Here is an 18,729-nt window from a genome sequence, read left to right on the forward strand (position 1 = left end):
CGGGGAAGAGCCACCTGTGGGTGAGTGGGACCAGGCACGACGGATACCGTTAGGGGGTGCAGCCAGCAAGTGAAACCCCCGCCACACCCACCGGCCGCCTCCACCGGGCGCGGGCTCTCTACCGGAACGTCTCCAAGCGCAGGACCGCCTGGCTGTTGCTCAAGGACACCGTCAACTCCTGCATCGAGTACCGCATCCTGGGCCTGGCGGCCGAGGCGGCGTTCTTCACGCTGCTGTCGGTGCCGCCGCTGCTGCTGAGCATGATCGGGCTGCTCGGCTACGTCGACGCCTGGACCGGCGCCGACACCATCGAGAGCCTGCAGGCCAACATCCTGGAGGCCTCCCGCACGGTCCTCTCCGACCAGGGCGTCCGGGAGATCGCGGAGCCGATCCTGCACGACGTGATGAAGGGCGGCCGGCCCGACGTCATCTCCATCGGCTTCCTGTTCGCCCTGTGGTCCGGCTCCCGCGCGGTGAACGTCTTCATCGACACCATCACCGTCATGTACGGCCTCGACGGCGTCCGGGGCATCGTCAAGACCCGCCTGCTCGCCTTCGCCCTGTTCATCGTGGCCCTGCTGATCGGCTCCGTCGCCCTGCCGCTGATGGTGGCCGGGCCGGACGCGGTGGTGCGGATCCTGCCCTGGTCGACGACGGTCGTGCAGGTCCTCTACTGGCCGGTCGTGATACTGCTGTCGATCGCCTTCCTGACCACCCTCTACCACGTGTCCGTCCCGGTCCGCTCCCCGTGGATCGAGGACGTGCCCGGCGCGCTCGTCGCCCTCGGCATGTGGGTCCTCGGCAGTTTCCTGCTGCGGATCTACCTGACCAGCACCGTCGAGGGCCCGACGATCTACGGCTCGCTGGCCGCGCCCGTCGCCGTGCTGCTGTGGATCGGTGTGTCCGCGTTCGCCGTGCTCGTGGGGGCCGCGGTGAACGCCGCCATCGACCGGGTCTGGCCGGCCGCCGCGACGGCCGCGGCCCGCGAGGCCAACGAGCGGCTCCGCCAGGCGCAGGTCGCCGAGTACGTCGCCCGCGCCGCCGCCCAGGGCGGGGCCGACCCCGACATGCCCTCCGAGTTCCCGGAACGCTGGTCCCGCTTCCTCCCCCCGGAGGACGTCACGTCGCGCTTGCGCACCCACGCGAAGAGCGCCCACCCGCCGCACAAGCCGGAGGACTCCTGAATTCCCCAGGCGGGTCAGACCTTCCACGTCTCCGCCGCCGCGGCCTGACGCGCGTACTCCGAGAAGTCCCGCGGCTCGCGGCCCAGGACCCGCTGGACGCCGTCCGACAGGTGGGCGTTGCGGCCGTCGAGCAGGGACTCGAACAGCCCGACCAGCCACGCGGCCTCCTCGGCCGGAATCCCGAAGGCGGTGAGGTGCTCGCCGTACTGGCGCGGCGGCACGGGGACGTACGTCAGGTCGCGCCCGGTCACCTTCGCGATCTCCGCGACCGCCTCGCCGAAGGTCAGCAGTCGGGGCCCGGAGACCTCGACCACCTGCCCGGCGTACCGGTCGCCGCTCGTCAGCGCGGCCACCACCACGTCCGCGATGTCCCGCACGTCGACGAACGGCTCGCGCACCCCGTCCGCCGGGAACACCAGCCGCCCGCTCAGCCGCAGCTCCTCCACCAGCGGCCCCTCACTGAAGTTCTGTGCGAACCACGCGGCCCGTACGACCGTCCAGTCCGTACCCGCCTCGCGCAGCGCCTCCTCGGTGGGCCGCGCCTGCTCCTCGCCCCGCCCCGACAGCAGCACCAGCCGCCGTACGCCGAGCCCGGCCGCCTCCCGGGCGAGCGCGCCGACCGCGTCGGCGGCACCAGGGGCGCCGACGTCGGAGGGGTAGGCCAGATAGGCCGCGTCGGCGCCGCGCAGGACGTCCGCCCAGGTCGACCGGTCCTGCCAGTCGAAGCCGCTCGCCCGGGACGCTTCCCGCACCGTGAGCCCGGCCGCCCGCGCGGCCTCGGCCACCCGGCTCCCGGTACGCCCGGAGGCGCCCGTCACCACAACCGTCCCGTGTTCCGTGTTCTGTGCCATGCCCCCGAGTCAACTGCCGTACGCCGCAGGGTCCCATCGCTGAACGGCTCATTCCCATGTGCGCGCGTCTACGCTGTCCCCATGGACGTCCTCGCAGGCCTGCTGGAGGGGCCCCGCGCCCGTGGTGCGTTCATGATCCGGGCGTCTTTCGACCCGCCGTGGGCGGTGCGCGTCGAGGACCGGGCTCCGCTGACGCTGATGCTCGTGGTCCGTGGCGACGCCTGGATCCTGCCGGACGCCGGGGAGCGGGTGCGGCTGCGGGCCGGCGAGATCGCCATCGCGCGCGGCCCCGCCCCCTACACCTGCGCCGACGATCCCGCCACGGCACCGCAGGCGCTGATCCTGCCGGGCGGCGAGTGCGGCTACCCCGACGGGCGCCCCCTGAACGGTTCCATGGACCTCGGCGTGCGTACCTGGGGCAATCGGCCCGACGGCTCCACGGTGATGCTGATCGGCACGTACCTCATGCAGGGCGAGATCGGCGGCAGGCTGCTCGACGCGCTGCCGCCCCTGCTCTCCCTCACCACCGACGTGTGGGACTGCCCGCTCACCGAGCTGATCACGGAGGAGGTGGTCCGCGACGAGCCCGGTCAGGAGGTCGTCCTGGACCGCCTCCTGGACCTGCTGGTCATCGCCGCGCTGCGGGCCTGGTTCTCCCGACCGGACGCCGAGGCACCCGCCTGGTACCGGGCACTCGCGGACCCGGTCGTGGGCCGGGCCCTGCGGCTGCTGCAGGACGACCCCGCCCACCCCTGGACGGTGGCGTCCCTCGCCGCCAAGGCCGGAGTCTCCCGCGCCGCACTCGCCCGCCGCTTCACCGACCTCGTGGGCGAACCGCCGATGTCCTACCTCACCGGCTGGCGCCTCGCCCTCGCGGCGGACCGCCTGCGCGCATCCGACGACACCCTGGAGGCGATCGCCCGGCGGGTCGGCTACGGGAGCGCGTTCGCCCTGTCGACGGCGTTCAAGAGGGCGTACGGGGTGAGCCCGCGGGAGCACCGGGACGGCCGCGCCGGGTGAGGCGGGTGAGGCGCCTCTTCCCCGTCTGAGAAGATCAGAACTGCCGTACGAAATGCAGGGTGGGGGAGACATGGCCGTTCTGGTACTGCTCGGGGTTCTGGCGCTCGTCATCGGTGGGTGCGTCTGCGTGGTGTGGGCCGAGCGCGGTGGTCCGCGCTGGGTCCGTGTCGTGGCGGCCGTGACGCGTGGCGCGGGCGAGCTGCTGCACATCGCGGGGAAGGGCAGCGGGGGGAGCGGGAACCGGACCAGTGGCGACGGCGGCGACTAGGCCCTGTTCCGTGCCGCAACCGCTCTGGGTATGGGCCGAACCTGCCTGTCGAGGCGTCAGCCTCGCGCAGGAAAACGTCCCGCCAGGAACTGCTCGAACGTGACCTCACCCACGGCCCGCTCCGGCGTCAGATGCCCGCCCGCCCGGAACCCGCGGTAGGCCTTGCCGGGCAGGCGCACGTTCAGCACGGGACGGCGTCGTCCGCTTGCGCGCAGATAGGCCCGGGCCAACTCCGGAAACGTACGGATCTCGGGGCCGCCCATGTCCGGCACCCGCCCCGCGGGCGCCCCGGTTGCGAGCTCGGCCAGGTAGGCGGCGACCTCCTCCACCTCGATCGGCTGGTCGGCGACCTGCGCCGGGAGCAGCATGACCGGGAGCTTCGCCGAGCCCTGGAGGAACTGCAGCACCAGGTCGTGGAACTGCGTCGTGCGCAGCACCGTCCAGCCGAGCCCCGACTCCTCGATCAGACTTTCGACGGCAAGCTTGGTCCGGTAGTAGCCAAGCGGCACCCGGTCGATGCCGACGATCGAGATGTACGCCAGATGCCGTACCCCGGCGCGGCGGGCCGCCTCGATCAGATGGCGTGCCGCCTGCTCGTCGCCGCCGCGCGGGTTGGTCGCACAGTGCACGACCGTGTCTACGCCCGCGACGGCAGCGGCCAGCCCGGTGCCCTCGCGCAGGTCCACGGCGTACGGCCGGGAGTGCCGGCTCAGCACTCTCACCTCGTGCGCGTCCGCACGCAGCCGCTCGGTGAGGCGCCGGCCGAGCGTTCCGGTGCCGCCCGTCACCAGGATCGTGGTCATGGCAGTTGTCGTCCCTTCGGTGGGCGGGCGCTCCCCGGTGGAGCGCCCGTCACCCGCTGGGAACCGACGAGCATCCAAAAATGTGACAGCCTCCTCGTGTCTGCACTCGCACGCGGCTCACGCTCCGGGACCCATGGCGGCGAACTGGCGGCCCGCGAAGATGAGTTTGTCCGGGTTGACGACGACCCGCACCTGGGCGATGACGCCCTCGCGCAGTTCGAAGGAGGCGACGGCGATGAGCTGCTCCGCCGCGTGCGCCACCAGCGCCGGCGCCCCGTTGACCTCGGCGACCGCGAGGTCCAAGCCGGCTTGGAACCGCTGCGCGCCGCCCACCAGGAAGCGCATGACCGTCTCCCGGCCAACGAGGGGCCGCCGGGCCGCGGTGACCTTGCCGCCGCCGTCGCTCCACCAGGTGACGTCCTCGGCGAGCAGCTTCTCCAGGCCTGCCAGATCGCCCTCACGTGCCGCTGTAACGAAGGACTCGACGAGTTCGCGCTGCTGCTCGGCTGCCGGTGTGAAGCGGGCCTCGGGCGTCGCCACCCGCTGGATGGCCCTGCGGTACAACTGGCGGCAGTTGGCCTCGCTCAGGTCAACCACCCTGGCGATGTCCCGATGACCGTAGCCGAATGCCTCGCGCAGCACATAGACCGCACGCTCCGTCGGCGTGAGCCGCTCCAACAGCACCAGCAGCGCCGTCGACACGGCATCGCGCTGCTCGGCCAACTCCATCGGGCCGAGCGGCCCGTCCTGCGTGAACACCGGTTCCGGCAACCACGGCCCCACGTACTGCTCGCGCTGCACACGGGCCGAGGTGATCCGGTTGAGGCAGAGGTTGGTGACAACCCTGGCGAGCCAGGCCCCCGGGTGATCGATCACCGCACGGTCGGCGCTGCTCCAGCGCAGATACGCCTCCTGCACCACATCCTCCGCCTCCTCGGCGGAACCGAGCAACCGGTAGGCCAGGCCGAACATCCTGGGGCGGTGGGCCGTGAACTCCTCGGCGATCTCTGACGTCACGCGCCCAGCCTGCCAGAGGCGCGGGAGCATCCGGCATCCGGCAGCTGCCCCGGATGGGACATCGGCCCACGTGTGGCACCATGCGGTCATCCGGCTCCGCAGCCTCCGCCCAGCCACATGATCAGAACCAGGAACGCGCCCTAGGAGCCGGGACCCGGAGCGCCAAGGGCTCACGGGCGACCGGGCGTAGCCTTTTCCACGTGTACGCGGAGCGGGCGTCCCGGCTGGCCGGTGCCGTGGTGTGGACGAACACCCCGGCCGGCGGCGGTGCGGCACGCATCCTGCCCGACGGGTGTATGGATCTGCTCTGGAACGACGGCCGGTTGCTGGTCGCCGGTCCGGACACGCGGGCGTATGTCACCGACGGTGAGCCCCGGAGCTGGGCGGGGGTCCGCTTCTACCCGGGCACCGCGCCCGCCCTCCTCGGCGTACCCGCGCACGAGCTGCGTGACCGGCGGGTCGCCCTCTCCGACCTGTGGCCGGCCTCGGAGGTGCGGCGCCTCACGGCCCGGGTGAACGGGGCCCCGGACCCGGCGAGCGGGCTGGAGGAAGTGGCCCTGGCGTGCGCGGCGGATGCCGAGCCCCCTGACCCACTGCTCCGGCAGGTCGTCGCGGCCCTGGCCGCGGGCCGCCCGGTCGCCGCGACCGCCGACGAACTCGGCCTCGGCGTCCGGAAGTTGCACCGCCTCTCGCTGGCCGCCTTCGGCTACGGCCCCAAGACGCTGGCCCGGGTGCTGCGGATGCGGCGCGCCCTCGCACTGGCCCGGGACGGCGTGCCCCTCGCGGAGACGGCCGCCCGGGCCGGGTTCGCGGACCAGGCCCATCTCGCCCGGGACGTCAAGGAGTTGGCCGGTGTGCCGGTGCGTGCCCTACTGGGCGGCCGGTAGCGGAGCGAACAGGTCGACACCGTTGCCGTCCGGGTCGTTCACCACCGCGTACCGCTGCCCCCAGAACGCGTCCCAGGGCTTGAGCTCGCCGTGGTAGCCGGAGCCCACCAGCTCCTCGTACAGCGTGTCCACCTCCCCTGGACCGTCGCACAGGAAGGCCAGCGACGACCGGCCCCCGCCGGTGGGCGGCCGCCACCCGGTGTGGAACGAGCGGACCGTCTCCTCCGTGTCGAGCAACAGCCGCAGCCCACCGGGTAGCTCCGCCTCGGCGTGCGGCTGCTCCTCGGAGCCCGCCGGGAAGGCGAACCCGAGGCGACGGTAGAAGGTCACGGACGCGGCCATGTCGGAGACGACGAGGCCGATGGCGTTGAATCGTGCGGTCATGCGGCCACCGTAGGCAGGGCATGGCGGGCCGGTCTTGAAGGAATCGGACAGGGCTCACTCGGGGGTGATGGAGCCGTGCTCGTCCATCTGCGGGTGGATCTGCATGGGCCCGTACTCGTCGACGTCCGAGGGGCGCGGCGGCTCCGGGCCGTCGGGGCCCATCCGGAGCAGGCGTTCGACGCGGCAGATCCGGAAGAGCCGGTCGTCGACACGGAACTCGTCGGCACCGCCGAGCGCCCGGTACTCCTCGGCCGCCTCCGCGTACCGGGCTTTCTTGGCGTCGTCGTACCGGTACAGCAGTGCCCAGATCTCCGCCAGGCCGTTGTAGAGCATGCGCCGCGCGTCGTGCGGTGTGGTCATGAGCGCGCCGCACGGCTCCCAGCCGGTTCCGTCCCGCTCCACCACGCTGTAGGTGGTCGGCAGCAGCACGACCTCCGGGTGGGTGGTGACCGCCCGCTGCGAGTCCGCGCGTACGCGGGAGGGGAAACGCGCGCCCGAGTACGCGAAGTCCCGCAGCCCCAGCTTCAGCGCGCCCGCGAGCGGGCCGTCCGAGCGGGCCGGGTCGAGGACGAAGCCGACGTCGGGGGACGGGGCGTCCTTCGCCCGCTTCCCCCACGACCGCTCCCTCGGCTCGGGGTCCGTGGGCCGGGGCGGCTCGAGCCCTTCCTCGTTCATCCGCGCGAACTCGTCCCCGCGCACGACCCGGTAGCGCACCCCGCACGCTTCCACCTCGTTCACCGGCTCCCGCTCCAGCACCGCGACGGCCCCCAGCAGTCCACGCCGTACGGCCGGATCGTCGGTGCCGTCCTTCGCGGTGAACCACAGGTGCGAGTTCAGCCCGTCCCGGGCCATCTGCGGCATGCCGTCCACCACCGGCTTCAGCAGCCGCCACTCGGGCCCGGCCGCCGGATCGAGCGCGGCGATCCCGAAGACCGGCCCGCGCATCGCGAGGTGGGGATACCGCCGGGAGGCGTCCACCGCGTCGGCCTCCCGCACCCAGGCGGCGGGGTCGTCGCGGCGGACCAGCTCCTCGTGGAGCGCGTCGAGCTGTTGCTGCCAGTCATCGGTCATGCACGCATTGTCGCCGGAGGCGGGGGTGCGGTGCAGACCGAACGACTCAACAGACGGTGTTGTTGGGCAGCTTCAGGAAGGCGGTCCAGGTGGACGGGGTGACGGTGAGGTGGGGTGCGGTGGGGGTCTTCGAGTCGCGGATGTGGATGGCGGTGGGGTGGGTGGCGACCTCCAGGCATGCGCCGCCTTCACTGCCGCTGTAGCTGGACTTGAACCATTCAAGCGCGGTGCCGCTCATTGCTCTCCCAGAAGACGGTCCAGCAGGTCCCTCGAGTCCTCGGTGGTCAGGGCCTGTGTCCGCAGCATCGCATACTTCTGATTGAGGATCGCCACTTCGTTCGGGTCAGCGATCAGCTGGCTGCCGCGATGGGTTTCGGTGTACGCGAGCCGCTGATGCTCCGGGGTCTCCAGCAGGATGAACGGCCCGTCCAGCCCGGCGTGCGAGGTGCGTCCCAGTGGCAGGACCTGGAACGTGAGGCCGGGCAGTTCGGCGTACTCCCGCAGGTGCCCCAACTGTTCGACGCACACCTTCCGTCCACCCAGCCGATCCCGCAGCGCCGCCTCCCAGACCACGAAACTCACCGTCGGAGGTACCTTGCGGTGCAGGATCTCCCGCCGCTCGATGCGTGCCGTCACCAACTGCTCGATCTGGTCCTCGTCGTACACCGGCACGCGGCTGCGGAAGACCGCCCGCGCGTACGCCTCGGTCTGCAGGAGGCCCGGGATCACCTGGCTCTCGTACCAGGAGATGGCGATGGCCTCCCGCTCCCGGTCGAGGAACTCCTCGGCCCACAGCGGCACCAGATCCACCTCCGGCATGTGCTCCAGCGCAGCGACCAACGCCCCCTTCGTCTCCAGGAGTTTGTCGAGCTGCTCGGCGAGATCCGGTTTCAGCGGCCGTCTGCCCTGCTCGATCGAGGCGATCTGCTGCTCGCCCACCACGAACCGCTCGCCCAGTGACTTCTGCGTGTAGCCGGCGGCCTCACGGAAAACGGCGAGCAGGGCGCCCACCATCTTCATCGCCGAGGCGTTCCTCCGTGCCCGTCGAGTCGTGCTCATGCGGTCCAACTCCCCACCCGCGCGCGTACGTTCACCGTCGTGCACCCGTACAGAGGGGCTGTACGGGCGCACGTACTGTTCCATGATGGCCACGGAGAGTGACTCTGGTCGCGTGAACGAGGAAATCCCCCACCCGTCCCCGCGTGAACGCTTCTACCGCCGCGAACGCCAGTCCGTCCCGGCCGCCCGCGCCTTCACGCGTGAGGCGCTCGCCGACTGGGGCGCGGTGGAACGGTCGTACGACATCGTGCTGTGCGTCAGCGAACTCGCCACCAACGCCCTGGTGCACGGCGTCCCGCCGGGCCGCGGCTTCCTGCTGCGGCTGCTGCCGTTGCCGTTGCCGTACGAAGGTGGCGTGCGCGTCGAGCTGCACGACAGCGGGGCCGGCCTACCGGCCGTACCGCAGGCGGAGGGCGGGGAGCCGCGCGAGGGCGGGCGTGGGCTGCTGCTGGTGTCGGAGCTGGCGGACAAGTGGGGCGTGGGGGAGCGGGACCCCGGGAAGATCGTGTGGTGCGAGTTCGCCGGACGGTGAGTCTGCGGGCCGTTCTCGGGATTACCGCTCGTCGAGGACCCCGGGAGTTCCGTGCAGCACCACGCTCCTCTCCAGCGAAACCCGCCCCATGCGGAAGGTGTTCACCGGAGCAGCCTCATCGGCCCTGCCGAACGAGATGCCGAACAACAGCTTGAGCTCCTCGGGTACGTCCAGGAACTCGCGGACCACATCGGCGTAGAACCCGAGCATGGTCTGCGGAATGCCGTCGAGTCCCCGGGCTACCAGGGAGAGGAGGAAGTTCTGCGCGTACATGCCGATGTCACCGGCCGCACGCACTCCGTCGCCGAACACCGGCATGAAGAGAAAGGCGACATGAGGAGCGCCGAAGAACTCCAGGTTGTCGCGGGCTGCTGCCTTCCTGCGTGTCCGGTCCGAGCGCGCTATTCCCAGCGCCTCGTAGAGCGTCGCGGCATGGTCGTGCGCCCGGTCGAGGTAGACGCCGTCGCCGAAGTCGGAGTAGGAGAAGGTGAAGTCGCTGGAGAGGCGCTCCTCCTGATCGGCCTTGAGCAGTTCCTTACTCAGGGCGTTCCGCGGGGCACCGGAGACGGCTGGGTGTTGCAGTTCGACGGGGCGGTCTGGGCATCCTCCAGCACGCCCCGGATGTCCGACGGGGACAGCGGGGCGGGCAGGAACTTCCGAACGGAGCGCCGGGCCCGGACGATGTCTGTGAGGGGAGAAGCTGTACTGGGCAAAGCGATTCCTCTGCATTGGTGTCGGCCATGATGCGCCGCCGACGTCACGTGTCAGCGGTGAGCGGCGCGGTTCATCTCGACGATGTCCTCGAGTGAGGGGTGGGCCGGGAGGGCGGCAATACGTTCCGGCATGCTGTCGCGGACCTGCGTGTCCTTGACGCGGTCCGCCGCGGCCAGGGCCGCCGGCAGCTCGTCGAGGGTCAGTTCGGTGCAGTAGGCGGGGCCCATGGGCTGCTGGCGCCAGGAGTCGGCCAGCGCGCCTGCGTCGTAGGGGTCGAAGCCGGTGTCGTCCACGAGGCGCATGGCCACACGCCGTGCCTCGTCCGAGTCGGCGGCGACCGGGATGGCGATGCGGCCCGGGGTGCCCGCCGGAACGCCCTTGGTCCGCTGGGTTTCGGCCAGGGCGGCGTTCCACGCCTTGACCACGGGCCGCCCCAACTGCTCGGCGATCCACTGGCTTTCCACCTGGCCGTTGTCCACCGCCTCGATGCGGCCGTTGAGGTGCGGGTAGTAGTTGGAGGTGTCGATGACCACCGTTTCGGCGGGCACGGAGGCGAGCAGGCCTGCCAGTTCCGGGACCCGGTCGAACGGTATGGACAGGATGACCACTTCCCTGTCCTGAACGGCGGCCTCAAGGGCCGTGGCGCGGGCTCCGAACTCCAGCACGTTGTCCGGGACGGCCTCGGGGCCCCGGGCGCCTGCCACCTGGACGTCGTGACCGGCCGCGCTGAGCTTACGGGCGAGATTCCCCCCGATCGCCCCGGCGCCAATAATAGAAATTTTCATGATTTGTCCTTTCGAAGGCCGCACTGGCCTGAGGGTGGCAACGTGATGATCGATGTGCGAATGGGGCGGCCGGCCGTCGGCCGCCCGGCCACGACGGGGTGTCCTGACGGACTACCCCTCGTCGTCCCGCTTGCGGTATCCGCTTTCGATGAGCATCCGGAGACGGTCGAGCGACTGCTCGTCGGTGGCGCCGGTCCCCTTGATCCAGGCCACGGAACAAGCGGCGAGGAACAGGTCGTACCCCTTCACCGACGGGCGCACGTGTCCCGTGAGCTGAGCGGCCCGCACGTACTCGTCGGTGGTGGCGGTGAGAGTGTCGCAGGGAACGGTGAGCGGATTGTCCGGCTCATGCGCCCGGGCTGCGGCCATGAGCGGTTCCGGCAGCCCGCTGAAGGCGCTGAAGTACTCCTCCAACGCCCGCAGCCACTGCGCCAGCGCCTCGGCGGCGTCGCCGAGTCTGGCGATGTCCTCCCTGCGGGCCATCAACTCCTCGGAGCGCGTCTGCAGTACGGCCGCCAGCAGCGCCTCCCGGGTGGGAAAGTGCCGGTACAGCGTGCCGGGCCCGACGCCGGCCGCCTTGGCCACCGCCTCCAGCGACGCGCCGACGCCGTGACGCAGGAAGTGATGCTGGGCCGCTTCCAGGAGTGCTGCACGGTTGCGCTGGACATCCGCGCGAGGCCGACGCCCCTGCGGCTCCTTGGCACCCATGCGTCCTCCCGGCTCGTGCGATCCTGCGACCCCTGAAACGGAGGAAGCCTCCGCATCGACTCGAGCGTAAAGCGGAGGCGGCCTCCGGTCAAACCGCGGACCTGTCTCCCGGCGTCAGGGTCCGTGCCCGGGAAGGTCCTGTGCCCGGGAAGTTCATGTGCAGGGGGGCGCCGGACGGTGATCTCGACGCGTGTCCCCCGTCCCGGCCCCGAGCGGGGACTCGTGCTTGCGCGTCAGTCCCACGCGTTGAAAAGCACTCCGCCCAACGTGGTGACGCCGTAGAGCCGAATCTCGCGCCACTCGCCTTTGGTCAGGACCGTGGTGTCGATGTCCGTGAGCGGCAGGGTGAGCTGTGCGTGATCAAGTACTGCGAATCCCGCGTCGGTGAAGGCGTGGGCCCACGGTGGCGGTGCGAGGAACTCCTCGGTGTACCACTCCCGGCGTTCCCGGGCGAACGCGATCCAGGGGTAGTTGGCGTGACACAGGATCACCCACTCGCCGGTGCCCTTGGTGACCGTTGCCGTGTGGAACGTGCGAGGGTACGTCTGTTCCTCTATCTCGCCCGCATGGCCTTCGGCCGCCCGTGCGGCCGCATACAGGGCTGTCCGGAACGTCCGCTGGCCGGTTTCCGGTATCGGCCCGTCCTTCAGTCGGAAGAAGCCCGTGGCGCCTCGCGGTAGTGTGAACGCTGCGTCTCCGTCTGTGGCCATGTGGCTCATTCTGCCGAAGGGGTCTGAGCTGAGGGCTGTCCCGTTGGTGCCGCGCCCGACGAGGGGGACGCCGCCCTACACCCGCCGCGCCGCCGTACTCGCCCGTTCCACCAGCCGCGTCGACAACTCCGTCCGCGTGCTCTCCGGGCGGTGGCCGTCCATCATGCGCAGCAGCGAGCGCAGTGCCGTCGCCGCCATCTCCGACAGCGGCTGGCGGACCGTGGTCAGGGCGGGGGAGGCCCAGCGGGCCTCGGGCAGGTCGTCGAAGCCGACCACGCTGACATCGTCCGGGACCTTCAACCCCCGCTCGGCCAGGGCTTCGTACACCCCGAGCGCCATCCGGTCCGAGCAGACGAACACGGCCGTCGGCGGCTCCGGAAGGTCGAGCAGTTCCAGCATGCGGCGGCGGGCCTGGCTCTCGTCGAAGCCGGCGTGCCGGACGTACTCGGCGCGGTGCCGGAAGCCGGCCGACACGAGCGCCGAGCGGTAACCGGCGACCCGGGCACTGCTGCACATCGTGCGCCGGTGTCCGGCTATGACGGCGATGCGCTCGTGCCCCAGCGACAGCAGGTGCTCGGTGGCCGTCAGACCGCCCTGCCAGTTCGCCGCGCCCACCGATGCCACGCCCTCCGGTGGCTCCTGGACCGGGTCGATCATCACGAACGGGATGCGGTGCTGCTCCAGCCAGGCGTACTGGGAGTCGCTCAGCTCGGCCAGGTTGAACAGGACACCGGACGAGCCCCGGGCGACCAGCTTGTCCAGCCAGCCGCGCTCCGGCCGGCCGGCCCGGGTACGGGTCAGGGCCGCCGACACCACGACCTCCAGCCCCGCGTCGTGCGCCGCCTCCTCCACCCCGTGCAGCACCGCACCGGACCAGGAGCTTTCCAGCGAGTGCACGACCAGGTCGACCAGCCGGGGTGCCTTGCTCGCGTCGAAGCGGGGTCTGCGCACGTAACCGAGCCGGTCGAGTGCCTCGGTGACGCGGCGGCGGGTCTCCGGCGCCACGTCCTCGCGGCCGTTGACCACCTTGGACGCGGTCGGTACCGACACCCCCGCCTCGCGGGCCACGACCGCCAGCGTCGGACCGGCAGCCGCGCTCGCACTCGCCGTACGGACCATCGAAGAACCCACCTCTCCGGCCCGCCCGAGGGCCGTGGAAAGTTTCGACCAGCGCTGCTCACGGCGGTCCGGAGCCCGACCGGGCAGAAAGCGCTTCCTACTGTAAGTGCGGGCACAGGACGGCGGGTAGGTAAATGAAATTCGCTGCTTCGTTCAGGTCAAAACTTTCGAAACCCCGAACAACAAGTACAGCGAGTGACCAAGTGCAGCGAGTGCCGAATACGCCGAACAGCCCCCTCACTCGCTCGTGCGCCGGAATACCGCGCCACAATGAGTTGCTCTGATCTTCACGGTGCGCGAGCGCGGTGAGGAGGGTGGTGGACGTATGACAGCAGTCCAGGCAGATCCCGTGGTGAGCACGCCCTTCGGCGCCGTACGGGGCCGCTACGAACGCGGCGTCGCGGTCTTCCGTGGCGTTCCCTACGCGGCACCCCCCTTCGGCCCCCGCCGCTTCCGGCCGCCCGTGCCCGTGCCGCCCTGGGAAGGCGTCCGCGAGGCCGGTGACTTCGGGCCCACCTCGCCGAAGCCCCCGTACTCCGACGCGTTCGCGTACTACCTCTCGGACCCGGTGATCCCCGGCGACGACTGCCTCAACCTCAACGTCTGGACCCCTGACCCGGCCCCCGGAGCCCGCCTCCCCGTCCTCGTGTGGCTGCACGGCGGCGCCCTGACCAGGGGATCCTCCGCCGTCCCCGTCTACGACGGCAACGCCTTCGCCCGCGACGGCGTCGTCTGCGTCTCGGTCAACTACCGGCTCGGCGTCGAAGGCTACGGCCTGTTCCCGGACACGCCCCCGAACCCCGGCCTACGGGACCAGATCGCCGCCCTGACCTGGGTGCACGAGGCGATCGAGGCCTTCGGCGGCGACCCCGGCCGCATCACCCTCGCCGGCCAGTCCGCCGGGGCGATCAGCGTCGGGGCCCTCATCGCCGCACCGCAGAGCCAGGGGCTGGTTCGCCGGGCGGTCCTGCAGAGCGGGCCGCCCGAAGTGTCCGAGCGGGCCAAGGTCCGGCGGATGGTGCGCCGGATGGCCACCCGGCTGAAGATCCCGGCCACCGCCGAGGCCTTCGCCGCCGTCGACCGCGAGCTGCTGCTGCGCACCCAGGCCGAGGTGGGCCGGCTGAGCAGCCCGGTCGTCGGCGGCCCCGCCTTCGGCATCGTCATCGACGGTGACGTCGTCCCCCGCGACCCCCTGGAGGCCCTCACCGAGGGCGGCGCGGCCGCCGGAGTCGAGCTGCTCACGGGCTGGACCCGCGACGAGTACCGGCTGTGGCTGGTCCCGGGCGGCCTCCTGGAGCGCGTCGACCGCCTGGGAGCCGTGGCCCTCGCGGGGGCCATGGCCCGCTGCCGCTGCGGCAGTGAGGTGCCGCGCGGCTACCGGGCCCTGCATCCCGAGGCAGGCACGGCGGAGATCATCGGCCAGCTCGTCACCGACCACCTGCTCCGCATCCCCCTGCACCACCTGGCCGACGCCCGCCAGGAGCCGTCGTACGTCTACGAGTTCGCCTGGCCCTCGAACCTCCCCGGCCTCGGCGCCTGCCACGCGCTGGAACTCGGCTTCGTCTTCGACACCGGGGAAACCCCCGAGTCACGGAAACTGGCCGGGGAGGGCGCCCCGCAGGAACTGGCGGACGCCATGCACGCCGCCTGGGTTCGGTTCGCCACCGAGGGTGACCCGGGCTGGGAACGATGGAACGCGGCCCACCCGGTAAGGATCTTCGGCGACCGCGCACCCGAGGCCCGGGACACGGTCGCCTACACGGCGTACGGCCCCCGGGACCGCGAACTCGCCCTCTGGGAGACCGACGCCGCCACGCCCGCGGAGCCCAGCTCCGCGTCGCTCCCCACCGACGTCTCGCCCACCCGCAGAGCGGAACTGCGCTCAGCCGTAGGACGACTCCGCCGCTCCGGGGCGCTGCGTCGCCACTGAGATGCGTGGCATTCCCCTTCCGTGTGAGGAGCGGTACGGGTCCCCGGGGGAGTGGGAGGCGGAGGCTCACCGTTCCTAGAGACTGAGCGGGAGTGAGTCCTGTTGCCAGGGCTCATGCTCAGCCGGACGCCCCGAACGGTGTTGGGTGTCCTGGTTGCCCGCGTTCGCTCCGCGTCCGGCGCGCACGGATCGTGTCCGTGGTCCGGGGATGCGGGGGCGGGGTTCCTCACGCCCCGGGAAACCGGATCCGGCCTGGGCGGTCCGATGCCCCTGCTCATCACTCCGGTGAGCAGGGGGCGGTGCCGTCCGTCGCCGGATCGAGTGTCCCAGGGCGCGCCTGCCGATCGCCACGGCGGCCGCGTCGTGGCGGGTGGTGGTGCGCTTGGCGGTGGTGAGGGGTTTCTGCCAGTGCTGGGCGCCCCAGCGGGAGGTGTAGGCGGGGTCGACGGCGACGACGGTGATGCCGAGTTCGGCCGCCATGGACACCAGCCGGGCCCGCAGTCTCGCCACCGGCATGCCGGAGATCAGGTTGCGGAACTTCTTGCGGCGGCCGTGCTTCTCGCGAGTCTTCTCGGCGGTGAAGTCGAGGTCTTCAATCGCGATGGCGAGGTGGTGGCGCTGGGCGTAGTGCAGCAGGCGGATCAAGGCGTGGCGGATCTGGGCGTCGCGATGCTGTGCGGTGCCGGTCAGGTCGAAGGGGAAGCGGAGGGGCTGGCCGACGGGGTTGCCGTGCGTGTCCAGGCGCCAGGCGGCCAGGTGGTCGGCGTTGGTGTCCACACCGATCAGCCCGTTCGCGCGGGCCGCGGCCAGCGGCACCGCCTTCACTACGGGAAGCGTCCACGACGCGGCCAGGTACCAGCGGCCGCGGCTGGTGTCTTCGTGGATGCGGTAGGCGACGGCCCGGTTGGCCTGGATGCGGTCGGCCCACTGCTCACCCCGGTGCGCGAACGCCACCCGGCAGGCGAGCACGTACCGGCCGTGCGGGGCGTTGGCCAGATGCGCCAGCGGGGCGGGAAGCTTGATCGACACCTCGCCCTCAGGGGTGACACGGATGGTCTCGTTGCCGAACCGCTTGCCCGACTCGCCGTCCGCCGACAGGAACCGGCGCCCGGCCCGCCACCGCGCACGCCACTGCTCCTCGCTCAGCGCGGCAGTCTGCAGGTGGTGGCGGGTGCTCAGCAGCCGCTTCCCGCCACGCACCACACCCACGCGTCCGGCCTCCCACTCCGCCCGGGCAGTGTGGAGCCGGTCTTCGAGCACGCGCAGCCGACGCGTCTTGGCGAACCACTCCCGCCTGCTGCGGTAGCCGCCCGGAGCCCGCTTGCTGCCCGCCTCACCGACCGGCAGCGACAGCCGGTGCGCGATCGTGCGCACACTCGCATCCAGGCTCTGGATGTGCGCGAGCTGGCTGCGCCGGGCCAGCGCCCACTGATCATGCGTGGCCTTCGTGATGCTGCCCGCCCAGCGGGAGGAGGACTCCACCGTCAGAGCCCGCTTACGCTCGGCCCACAGCTCAGCGTCGTGCTCCAGCGCCGCCGCGCACCGCGCCTTCAGATCCCGCGAAGCCAGCCCGCCCAGATGATCACCGACCAGACGCAGCACCCGCTCGTCCTCGGCGCTCAGGCGCTTGAGCCGGTCACGGACCGCAACCCCCGAAGGGCCGGGCACCACGAACGGCGCCCCCACCTCCCGCGACCCACCCAATCCCCTCACCCCCGCCCCGGCCGGCCGCCCCATCCCTCAGCACGTCTCAACGACCACCACCAGCAGAGGTCACCCATTCGACCAAGGAACCTTCGTTCCCGCCGGTCAAGGCAGCACGACCCGCAACAGGGGCACTCACTCATGCGCGCTCGAACATGCCCGTGCACACTCAACCGCCAGCAGCTCACAACCCCTCCTGAGCCGTGGAGGACTGGTCGAGGTCACGGTCGCGGACCATGGTGAAGATGGCGATCGCCCCGGCGAGGGCCACGCAGGCCAGTACCACGTAGACGACGCTCCAGCCGTGCTGGAGCCCCTGCACCGCCCGGTTGACCAGGTCCTCCCCGCCGCTCGCGCGTACGGAACCCAGACGGCCCTGGACCACGTCGTCGGCCATCGCCCCACTGGCCGTGCCTCCGCCGGCCGTCCCGCCGCCGTCCGCGGACAACTGCCGACGGGTCGAGGTGAGCAGCAGCCCGCCCACACACGCCACGCCGATCGTCTCACCGGCGACCCGGAGCGTGTTGAACATGCCCGACGCCATCCCGCTGCGCTCGGGCGGCACCACGCTGACCGCCGCGTTGTCCATGACGCCGAAGGCGAGACCGATGCCGGTACCGGCCAGCAGCAGCGCCGCGTACAGCCCGGTGCGCGACGACAGCGGGTCGGTGAACGTCATCAGCAGCAGCGCGACGGCCAGCACCGCCGGTCCGACGGCCAGCAGCAGCCGAACGGACAGCAACCGCACCAGCGCGCCGGTGAAGAGCGGCAGGACGAAGACGGGCAGCGTCAGCGGCAGCAGCATCGCACCGGACATCGTCGACCCCGCGCCGCCCGCGCCCTGGAAGTAGGGCGGCAGGTAGACGAGGAGGGCCGCGAACGCGAAGACGATGCTCACCGGCTGCCAGATGATGGCGACGAACGTGGGGCGCCGCAGCAGGCTCAGGTCGAACATCGGCTCGGCGACGCGCAGTTCGACCACGACGAACAGGGCGAGGAACACCGCCGCGCCGGCGAAGGAGCCGAGCGTGACGACTCCGCCCCAGCCCTGTGAGGGCCCCTCGACGAAGCCGAGCGCGAGCAGCATCAGGGCCAGGGTGAAGGTCAGCACGCCGGGCAGGTCGATGCGCCGCGCACCGGGGTTCTTCGACTCGGGGAGCGGCCGGGCCAGGACGAGTACGACCGCACCGAGCAGGACGTTGACCAGGAACACGGCGTGCCAGGACGCCACACCCACCAGCAGCCCGGACACGAACGGCCCCATCGCCAGGCCGAAGCCGATCGAGGCGCCGAAGATGCCGAAGGCCCTGGCCCGGGCGGCCCCGCTGAACGTGTGGGCGAGCAGCGCGGAACCGCTGGTCAGCACCGCTGCCGCGCCCATGCCCTGAACGAACCGCGCCAGGTCCACGAGCAGGATGGTGGGAGCGGTGCCCGCGACGAGCGAGGCCAGCGCGAAGACGGCCGTGCCGCTCAGGAACAGCCGACGGCGCCCGAAGAGGTCGGCGGCGGAACCGGCCGCGAGCATGAAGGCGGTGAACGCCACGTTGTAGGCGTTCAGCACCCACTGGGTGGAAGCGGCCGAGGCGTGCAGCGCGCCGGACATGTCGGCGAGGGCGACTCCCGGCCCGGTGACGGAGATGGGCAGCATCACGGCGGCCAGAGCGATGGCCACCAACACGCGCGTGGGGCCGACGGCCTTGCGTCCCTCGGGCGTGGCCCGGTCTCGCGTCCCGGGTGGGGCCAGGTCGGAATCGACAAGTGACTGGGGCATCGGAACCTATCGAGGAGTTGGGGTACTGGGCAGGCACTTTCATGTGTAGCAGTTCATTGATGGACTGTAGCTCATTTTTCTACTCACGCCGTGGGGTGCACTGAGCGGTGCGGACCGCTCTTGCAGGCGACTTTTCCGTGAGGGCAGTGCGGGGCCTGACCTATTGATGTACCGTGGTACAATCAATTCGCCCGGAGGGCAGCACGATGACG

Annotated in this window: 21 protein-coding genes; 6 read left to right on the forward strand and 15 right to left on the reverse strand. The window is 71.3% G+C overall.

Features of this window, described 5'->3' with window-relative positions; translation table 11 throughout:
* The first annotated feature begins 56 nt into the window (after positions 1–56).
* Positions 57–1,184 carry a YihY/virulence factor BrkB family protein gene (locus IE97_RS0117580; protein ID WP_030240447.1) on the forward strand — a complete coding sequence of 376 codons (1,128 nt, stop codon included), beginning with the start codon at positions 57–59 and terminating at the stop codon, positions 1,182–1,184.
* A 14-nt stretch (positions 1,185–1,198) separates the two neighbouring features.
* Here the strand turns inward: IE97_RS0117580 and IE97_RS0117585 are convergent, their stop codons facing one another.
* Positions 1,199–2,035, reverse strand: coding sequence for an NmrA family NAD(P)-binding protein (locus IE97_RS0117585; protein WP_030240451.1), 837 nt, complete (start codon positions 2,033–2,035; stop codon positions 1,199–1,201).
* 81 nt (positions 2,036–2,116) lie between these two features.
* Between IE97_RS0117585 and IE97_RS0117590 the strand changes: the two genes are divergently transcribed.
* Both IE97_RS0117590 and IE97_RS0117595 read left to right on the forward strand, forming a co-directional pair.
* Positions 2,117–3,055: an AraC family transcriptional regulator gene (locus tag IE97_RS0117590; protein WP_030240454.1), complete on the forward strand. Its 939-nt coding sequence runs from the start codon at positions 2,117–2,119 to the stop codon at positions 3,053–3,055.
* Positions 3,056–3,125: 70 nt separating this feature from the next.
* Positions 3,126–3,323: a hypothetical protein gene (locus IE97_RS0117595; RefSeq protein WP_030240456.1), complete on the forward strand. Its 198-nt coding sequence runs from the start codon at positions 3,126–3,128 to the stop codon at positions 3,321–3,323.
* 56 nt (positions 3,324–3,379) lie between these two features.
* Here IE97_RS0117595 and IE97_RS0117600 read toward each other — a convergent pair whose 3' ends face one another.
* Together IE97_RS0117600 and IE97_RS0117605 are read right to left on the reverse strand one after the other, a co-directional pair.
* Positions 3,380–4,126, reverse strand: a complete 747-nt coding sequence (locus tag IE97_RS0117600) for an SDR family oxidoreductase (protein ID WP_030240461.1) — start codon at positions 4,124–4,126, stop codon at positions 3,380–3,382.
* 117 nt (positions 4,127–4,243) lie between these two features.
* Positions 4,244–5,143, reverse strand: a complete 900-nt coding sequence (locus IE97_RS0117605; protein ID WP_030240480.1) for an RNA polymerase sigma-70 factor — start codon at positions 5,141–5,143, stop codon at positions 4,244–4,246.
* A 200-nt stretch (positions 5,144–5,343) separates the two neighbouring features.
* Here IE97_RS0117605 and IE97_RS0117610 point away from each other — a divergent pair, with 200 nt between their 5' ends.
* Positions 5,344–6,030, forward strand: a complete 687-nt coding sequence (locus IE97_RS0117610) for a helix-turn-helix transcriptional regulator (RefSeq protein WP_030240483.1) — start codon at positions 5,344–5,346, stop codon at positions 6,028–6,030.
* Here the strand turns inward: IE97_RS0117610 and IE97_RS0117615 are convergent.
* Genes IE97_RS0117615 through IE97_RS0117630 form a run of 4 tightly spaced genes read right to left on the reverse strand, consistent with a single transcriptional unit; the run spans position 6,013 to position 8,544 of the window.
* Positions 6,013–6,414 (reverse strand): VOC family protein, encoded by a 402-nt coding sequence (locus tag IE97_RS0117615; RefSeq protein WP_030240486.1) that lies wholly within the window; start codon positions 6,412–6,414, stop codon positions 6,013–6,015. The two genes, IE97_RS0117610 and IE97_RS0117615, sit on opposite strands and share 18 nt — an antisense overlap.
* A 54-nt stretch (positions 6,415–6,468) precedes the next feature.
* The gene (locus IE97_RS0117620) at positions 6,469–7,485 is read right to left on the reverse strand and encodes a DUF5954 family protein (protein ID WP_030240490.1); all 1,017 of its coding nucleotides are present in this window, start codon (positions 7,483–7,485) and stop codon (positions 6,469–6,471) included.
* 46 nt (positions 7,486–7,531) lie between these two features.
* On the reverse strand, positions 7,532–7,723 hold the full coding sequence (locus IE97_RS0117625; protein ID WP_030240493.1) for a DUF397 domain-containing protein: 192 nt from the start codon (positions 7,721–7,723) through the stop codon (positions 7,532–7,534).
* On the reverse strand, positions 7,720–8,544 hold the full coding sequence (locus IE97_RS0117630) for a helix-turn-helix domain-containing protein (RefSeq protein ID WP_030240498.1): 825 nt from the start codon (positions 8,542–8,544) through the stop codon (positions 7,720–7,722). The genes IE97_RS0117625 and IE97_RS0117630 overlap by 4 nt, the downstream gene beginning before the upstream one ends.
* Positions 8,545–8,656: 112 nt before the next feature.
* Here IE97_RS0117630 and IE97_RS0117635 point away from each other — a divergent pair, with 112 nt between their 5' ends.
* On the forward strand, positions 8,657–9,076 hold the full coding sequence (locus IE97_RS0117635; protein WP_030240500.1) for an ATP-binding protein: 420 nt from the start codon (positions 8,657–8,659) through the stop codon (positions 9,074–9,076).
* Between the two features lie 21 nt (positions 9,077–9,097).
* On the opposite strand, the gene IE97_RS43045 is transcribed toward IE97_RS0117635, so the two are convergent.
* The 6 genes from IE97_RS43045 to IE97_RS0117660 form a co-directional block, all read right to left on the reverse strand.
* Positions 9,098–9,394, reverse strand: coding sequence for a nitroreductase family protein (locus IE97_RS43045; protein WP_234310789.1), 297 nt, complete (start codon positions 9,392–9,394; stop codon positions 9,098–9,100).
* Between the two features lie 221 nt (positions 9,395–9,615).
* Entirely contained in the window at positions 9,616–9,837 is a 222-nt protein-coding gene (locus IE97_RS43050; RefSeq protein ID WP_234310788.1) for a nitroreductase family protein, read from the reverse strand.
* Between the two features lie 3 nt (positions 9,838–9,840).
* Entirely contained in the window at positions 9,841–10,575 is a 735-nt protein-coding gene (locus IE97_RS0117645) for an NADPH-dependent F420 reductase (protein ID WP_030240503.1), read from the reverse strand.
* Between the two features lie 111 nt (positions 10,576–10,686).
* Positions 10,687–11,283, reverse strand: coding sequence for a TetR/AcrR family transcriptional regulator (locus IE97_RS0117650; RefSeq protein ID WP_030240506.1), 597 nt, complete (start codon positions 11,281–11,283; stop codon positions 10,687–10,689).
* A gap of 233 nt (positions 11,284–11,516) precedes the next feature.
* A complete protein-coding gene (locus tag IE97_RS0117655; protein ID WP_037844435.1) occupies positions 11,517–11,993 on the reverse strand; it encodes a hypothetical protein in 477 nt (158 codons plus the stop codon).
* Between the two features lie 75 nt (positions 11,994–12,068).
* Positions 12,069–13,112, reverse strand: a complete 1,044-nt coding sequence (locus IE97_RS0117660; RefSeq protein WP_030240513.1) for a LacI family DNA-binding transcriptional regulator — start codon at positions 13,110–13,112, stop codon at positions 12,069–12,071.
* 325 nt (positions 13,113–13,437) lie between these two features.
* On the opposite strand from IE97_RS0117660, the gene IE97_RS0117665 reads away from it, so the two are divergent.
* On the forward strand, positions 13,438–15,042 hold the full coding sequence (locus tag IE97_RS0117665) for a carboxylesterase/lipase family protein (RefSeq protein WP_030240516.1): 1,605 nt from the start codon (positions 13,438–13,440) through the stop codon (positions 15,040–15,042).
* A 75-nt stretch (positions 15,043–15,117) separates the two neighbouring features.
* Here the strand turns inward: IE97_RS0117665 and IE97_RS0117670 are convergent, their stop codons facing one another.
* Positions 15,118–16,746, reverse strand: a complete 1,629-nt coding sequence (locus IE97_RS0117670; RefSeq protein ID WP_030240521.1) for an IS200/IS605 family accessory protein TnpB-related protein — start codon at positions 16,744–16,746, stop codon at positions 15,118–15,120.
* A 184-nt stretch (positions 16,747–16,930) separates the two neighbouring features.
* Positions 16,931–18,517: an MFS transporter gene (locus IE97_RS0117675; RefSeq protein ID WP_234310787.1), complete on the reverse strand. Its 1,587-nt coding sequence runs from the start codon at positions 18,515–18,517 to the stop codon at positions 16,931–16,933.
* Positions 18,518–18,729 lie beyond the last annotated feature (212 nt).

This window comes from Streptomyces sp. NRRL S-455 (genome assembly GCF_000717875.1).
Taxonomy (GTDB): Bacteria; Actinomycetota; Actinomycetes; order Streptomycetales; family Streptomycetaceae; genus Streptomyces.

Bases quoted from the DNA above. Each gene is read 5' to 3' on its own strand.
- IE97_RS0117585 (WP_030240451.1), bottom strand. From the start codon at position 2,035: ATGGCACAGAACACGGAACACGGGACGGTTGTGGTGACGGGCGCCTCC.
- IE97_RS0117590 (WP_030240454.1), top strand. From the start codon at position 2,117: ATGGACGTCCTCGCAGGCCTGCTGGAGGGGCCCCGCGCCCGTGGTGCG.
- IE97_RS0117595 (WP_030240456.1), top strand. From the start codon at position 3,126: ATGGCCGTTCTGGTACTGCTCGGGGTTCTGGCGCTCGTCATCGGTGGG.
- IE97_RS0117600 (WP_030240461.1), bottom strand. From the start codon at position 4,126: ATGACCACGATCCTGGTGACGGGCGGCACCGGAACGCTCGGCCGGCGC.
- IE97_RS0117615 (WP_030240486.1), bottom strand. From the start codon at position 6,414: ATGACCGCACGATTCAACGCCATCGGCCTCGTCGTCTCCGACATGGCC.
- IE97_RS0117620 (WP_030240490.1), bottom strand. From the start codon at position 7,485: ATGACCGATGACTGGCAGCAACAGCTCGACGCGCTCCACGAGGAGCTG.
- IE97_RS0117625 (WP_030240493.1), bottom strand. From the start codon at position 7,723: ATGAGCGGCACCGCGCTTGAATGGTTCAAGTCCAGCTACAGCGGCAGT.
- IE97_RS0117630 (WP_030240498.1), bottom strand. From the start codon at position 8,544: ATGAGCACGACTCGACGGGCACGGAGGAACGCCTCGGCGATGAAGATG.
- IE97_RS43045 (WP_234310789.1), bottom strand. From the start codon at position 9,394: ATGCCGGTGTTCGGCGACGGAGTGCGTGCGGCCGGTGACATCGGCATG.
- IE97_RS0117645 (WP_030240503.1), bottom strand. From the start codon at position 10,575: ATGAAAATTTCTATTATTGGCGCCGGGGCGATCGGGGGGAATCTCGCC.
- IE97_RS0117650 (WP_030240506.1), bottom strand. From the start codon at position 11,283: ATGGGTGCCAAGGAGCCGCAGGGGCGTCGGCCTCGCGCGGATGTCCAG.
- IE97_RS0117655 (WP_037844435.1), bottom strand. From the start codon at position 11,993: ATGGCCACAGACGGAGACGCAGCGTTCACACTACCGCGAGGCGCCACG.
- IE97_RS0117660 (WP_030240513.1), bottom strand. From the start codon at position 13,112: ATGGTCCGTACGGCGAGTGCGAGCGCGGCTGCCGGTCCGACGCTGGCG.
- IE97_RS0117665 (WP_030240516.1), top strand. From the start codon at position 13,438: ATGACAGCAGTCCAGGCAGATCCCGTGGTGAGCACGCCCTTCGGCGCC.
- IE97_RS0117675 (WP_234310787.1), bottom strand. From the start codon at position 18,517: ATGCCCCAGTCACTTGTCGATTCCGACCTGGCCCCACCCGGGACGCGA.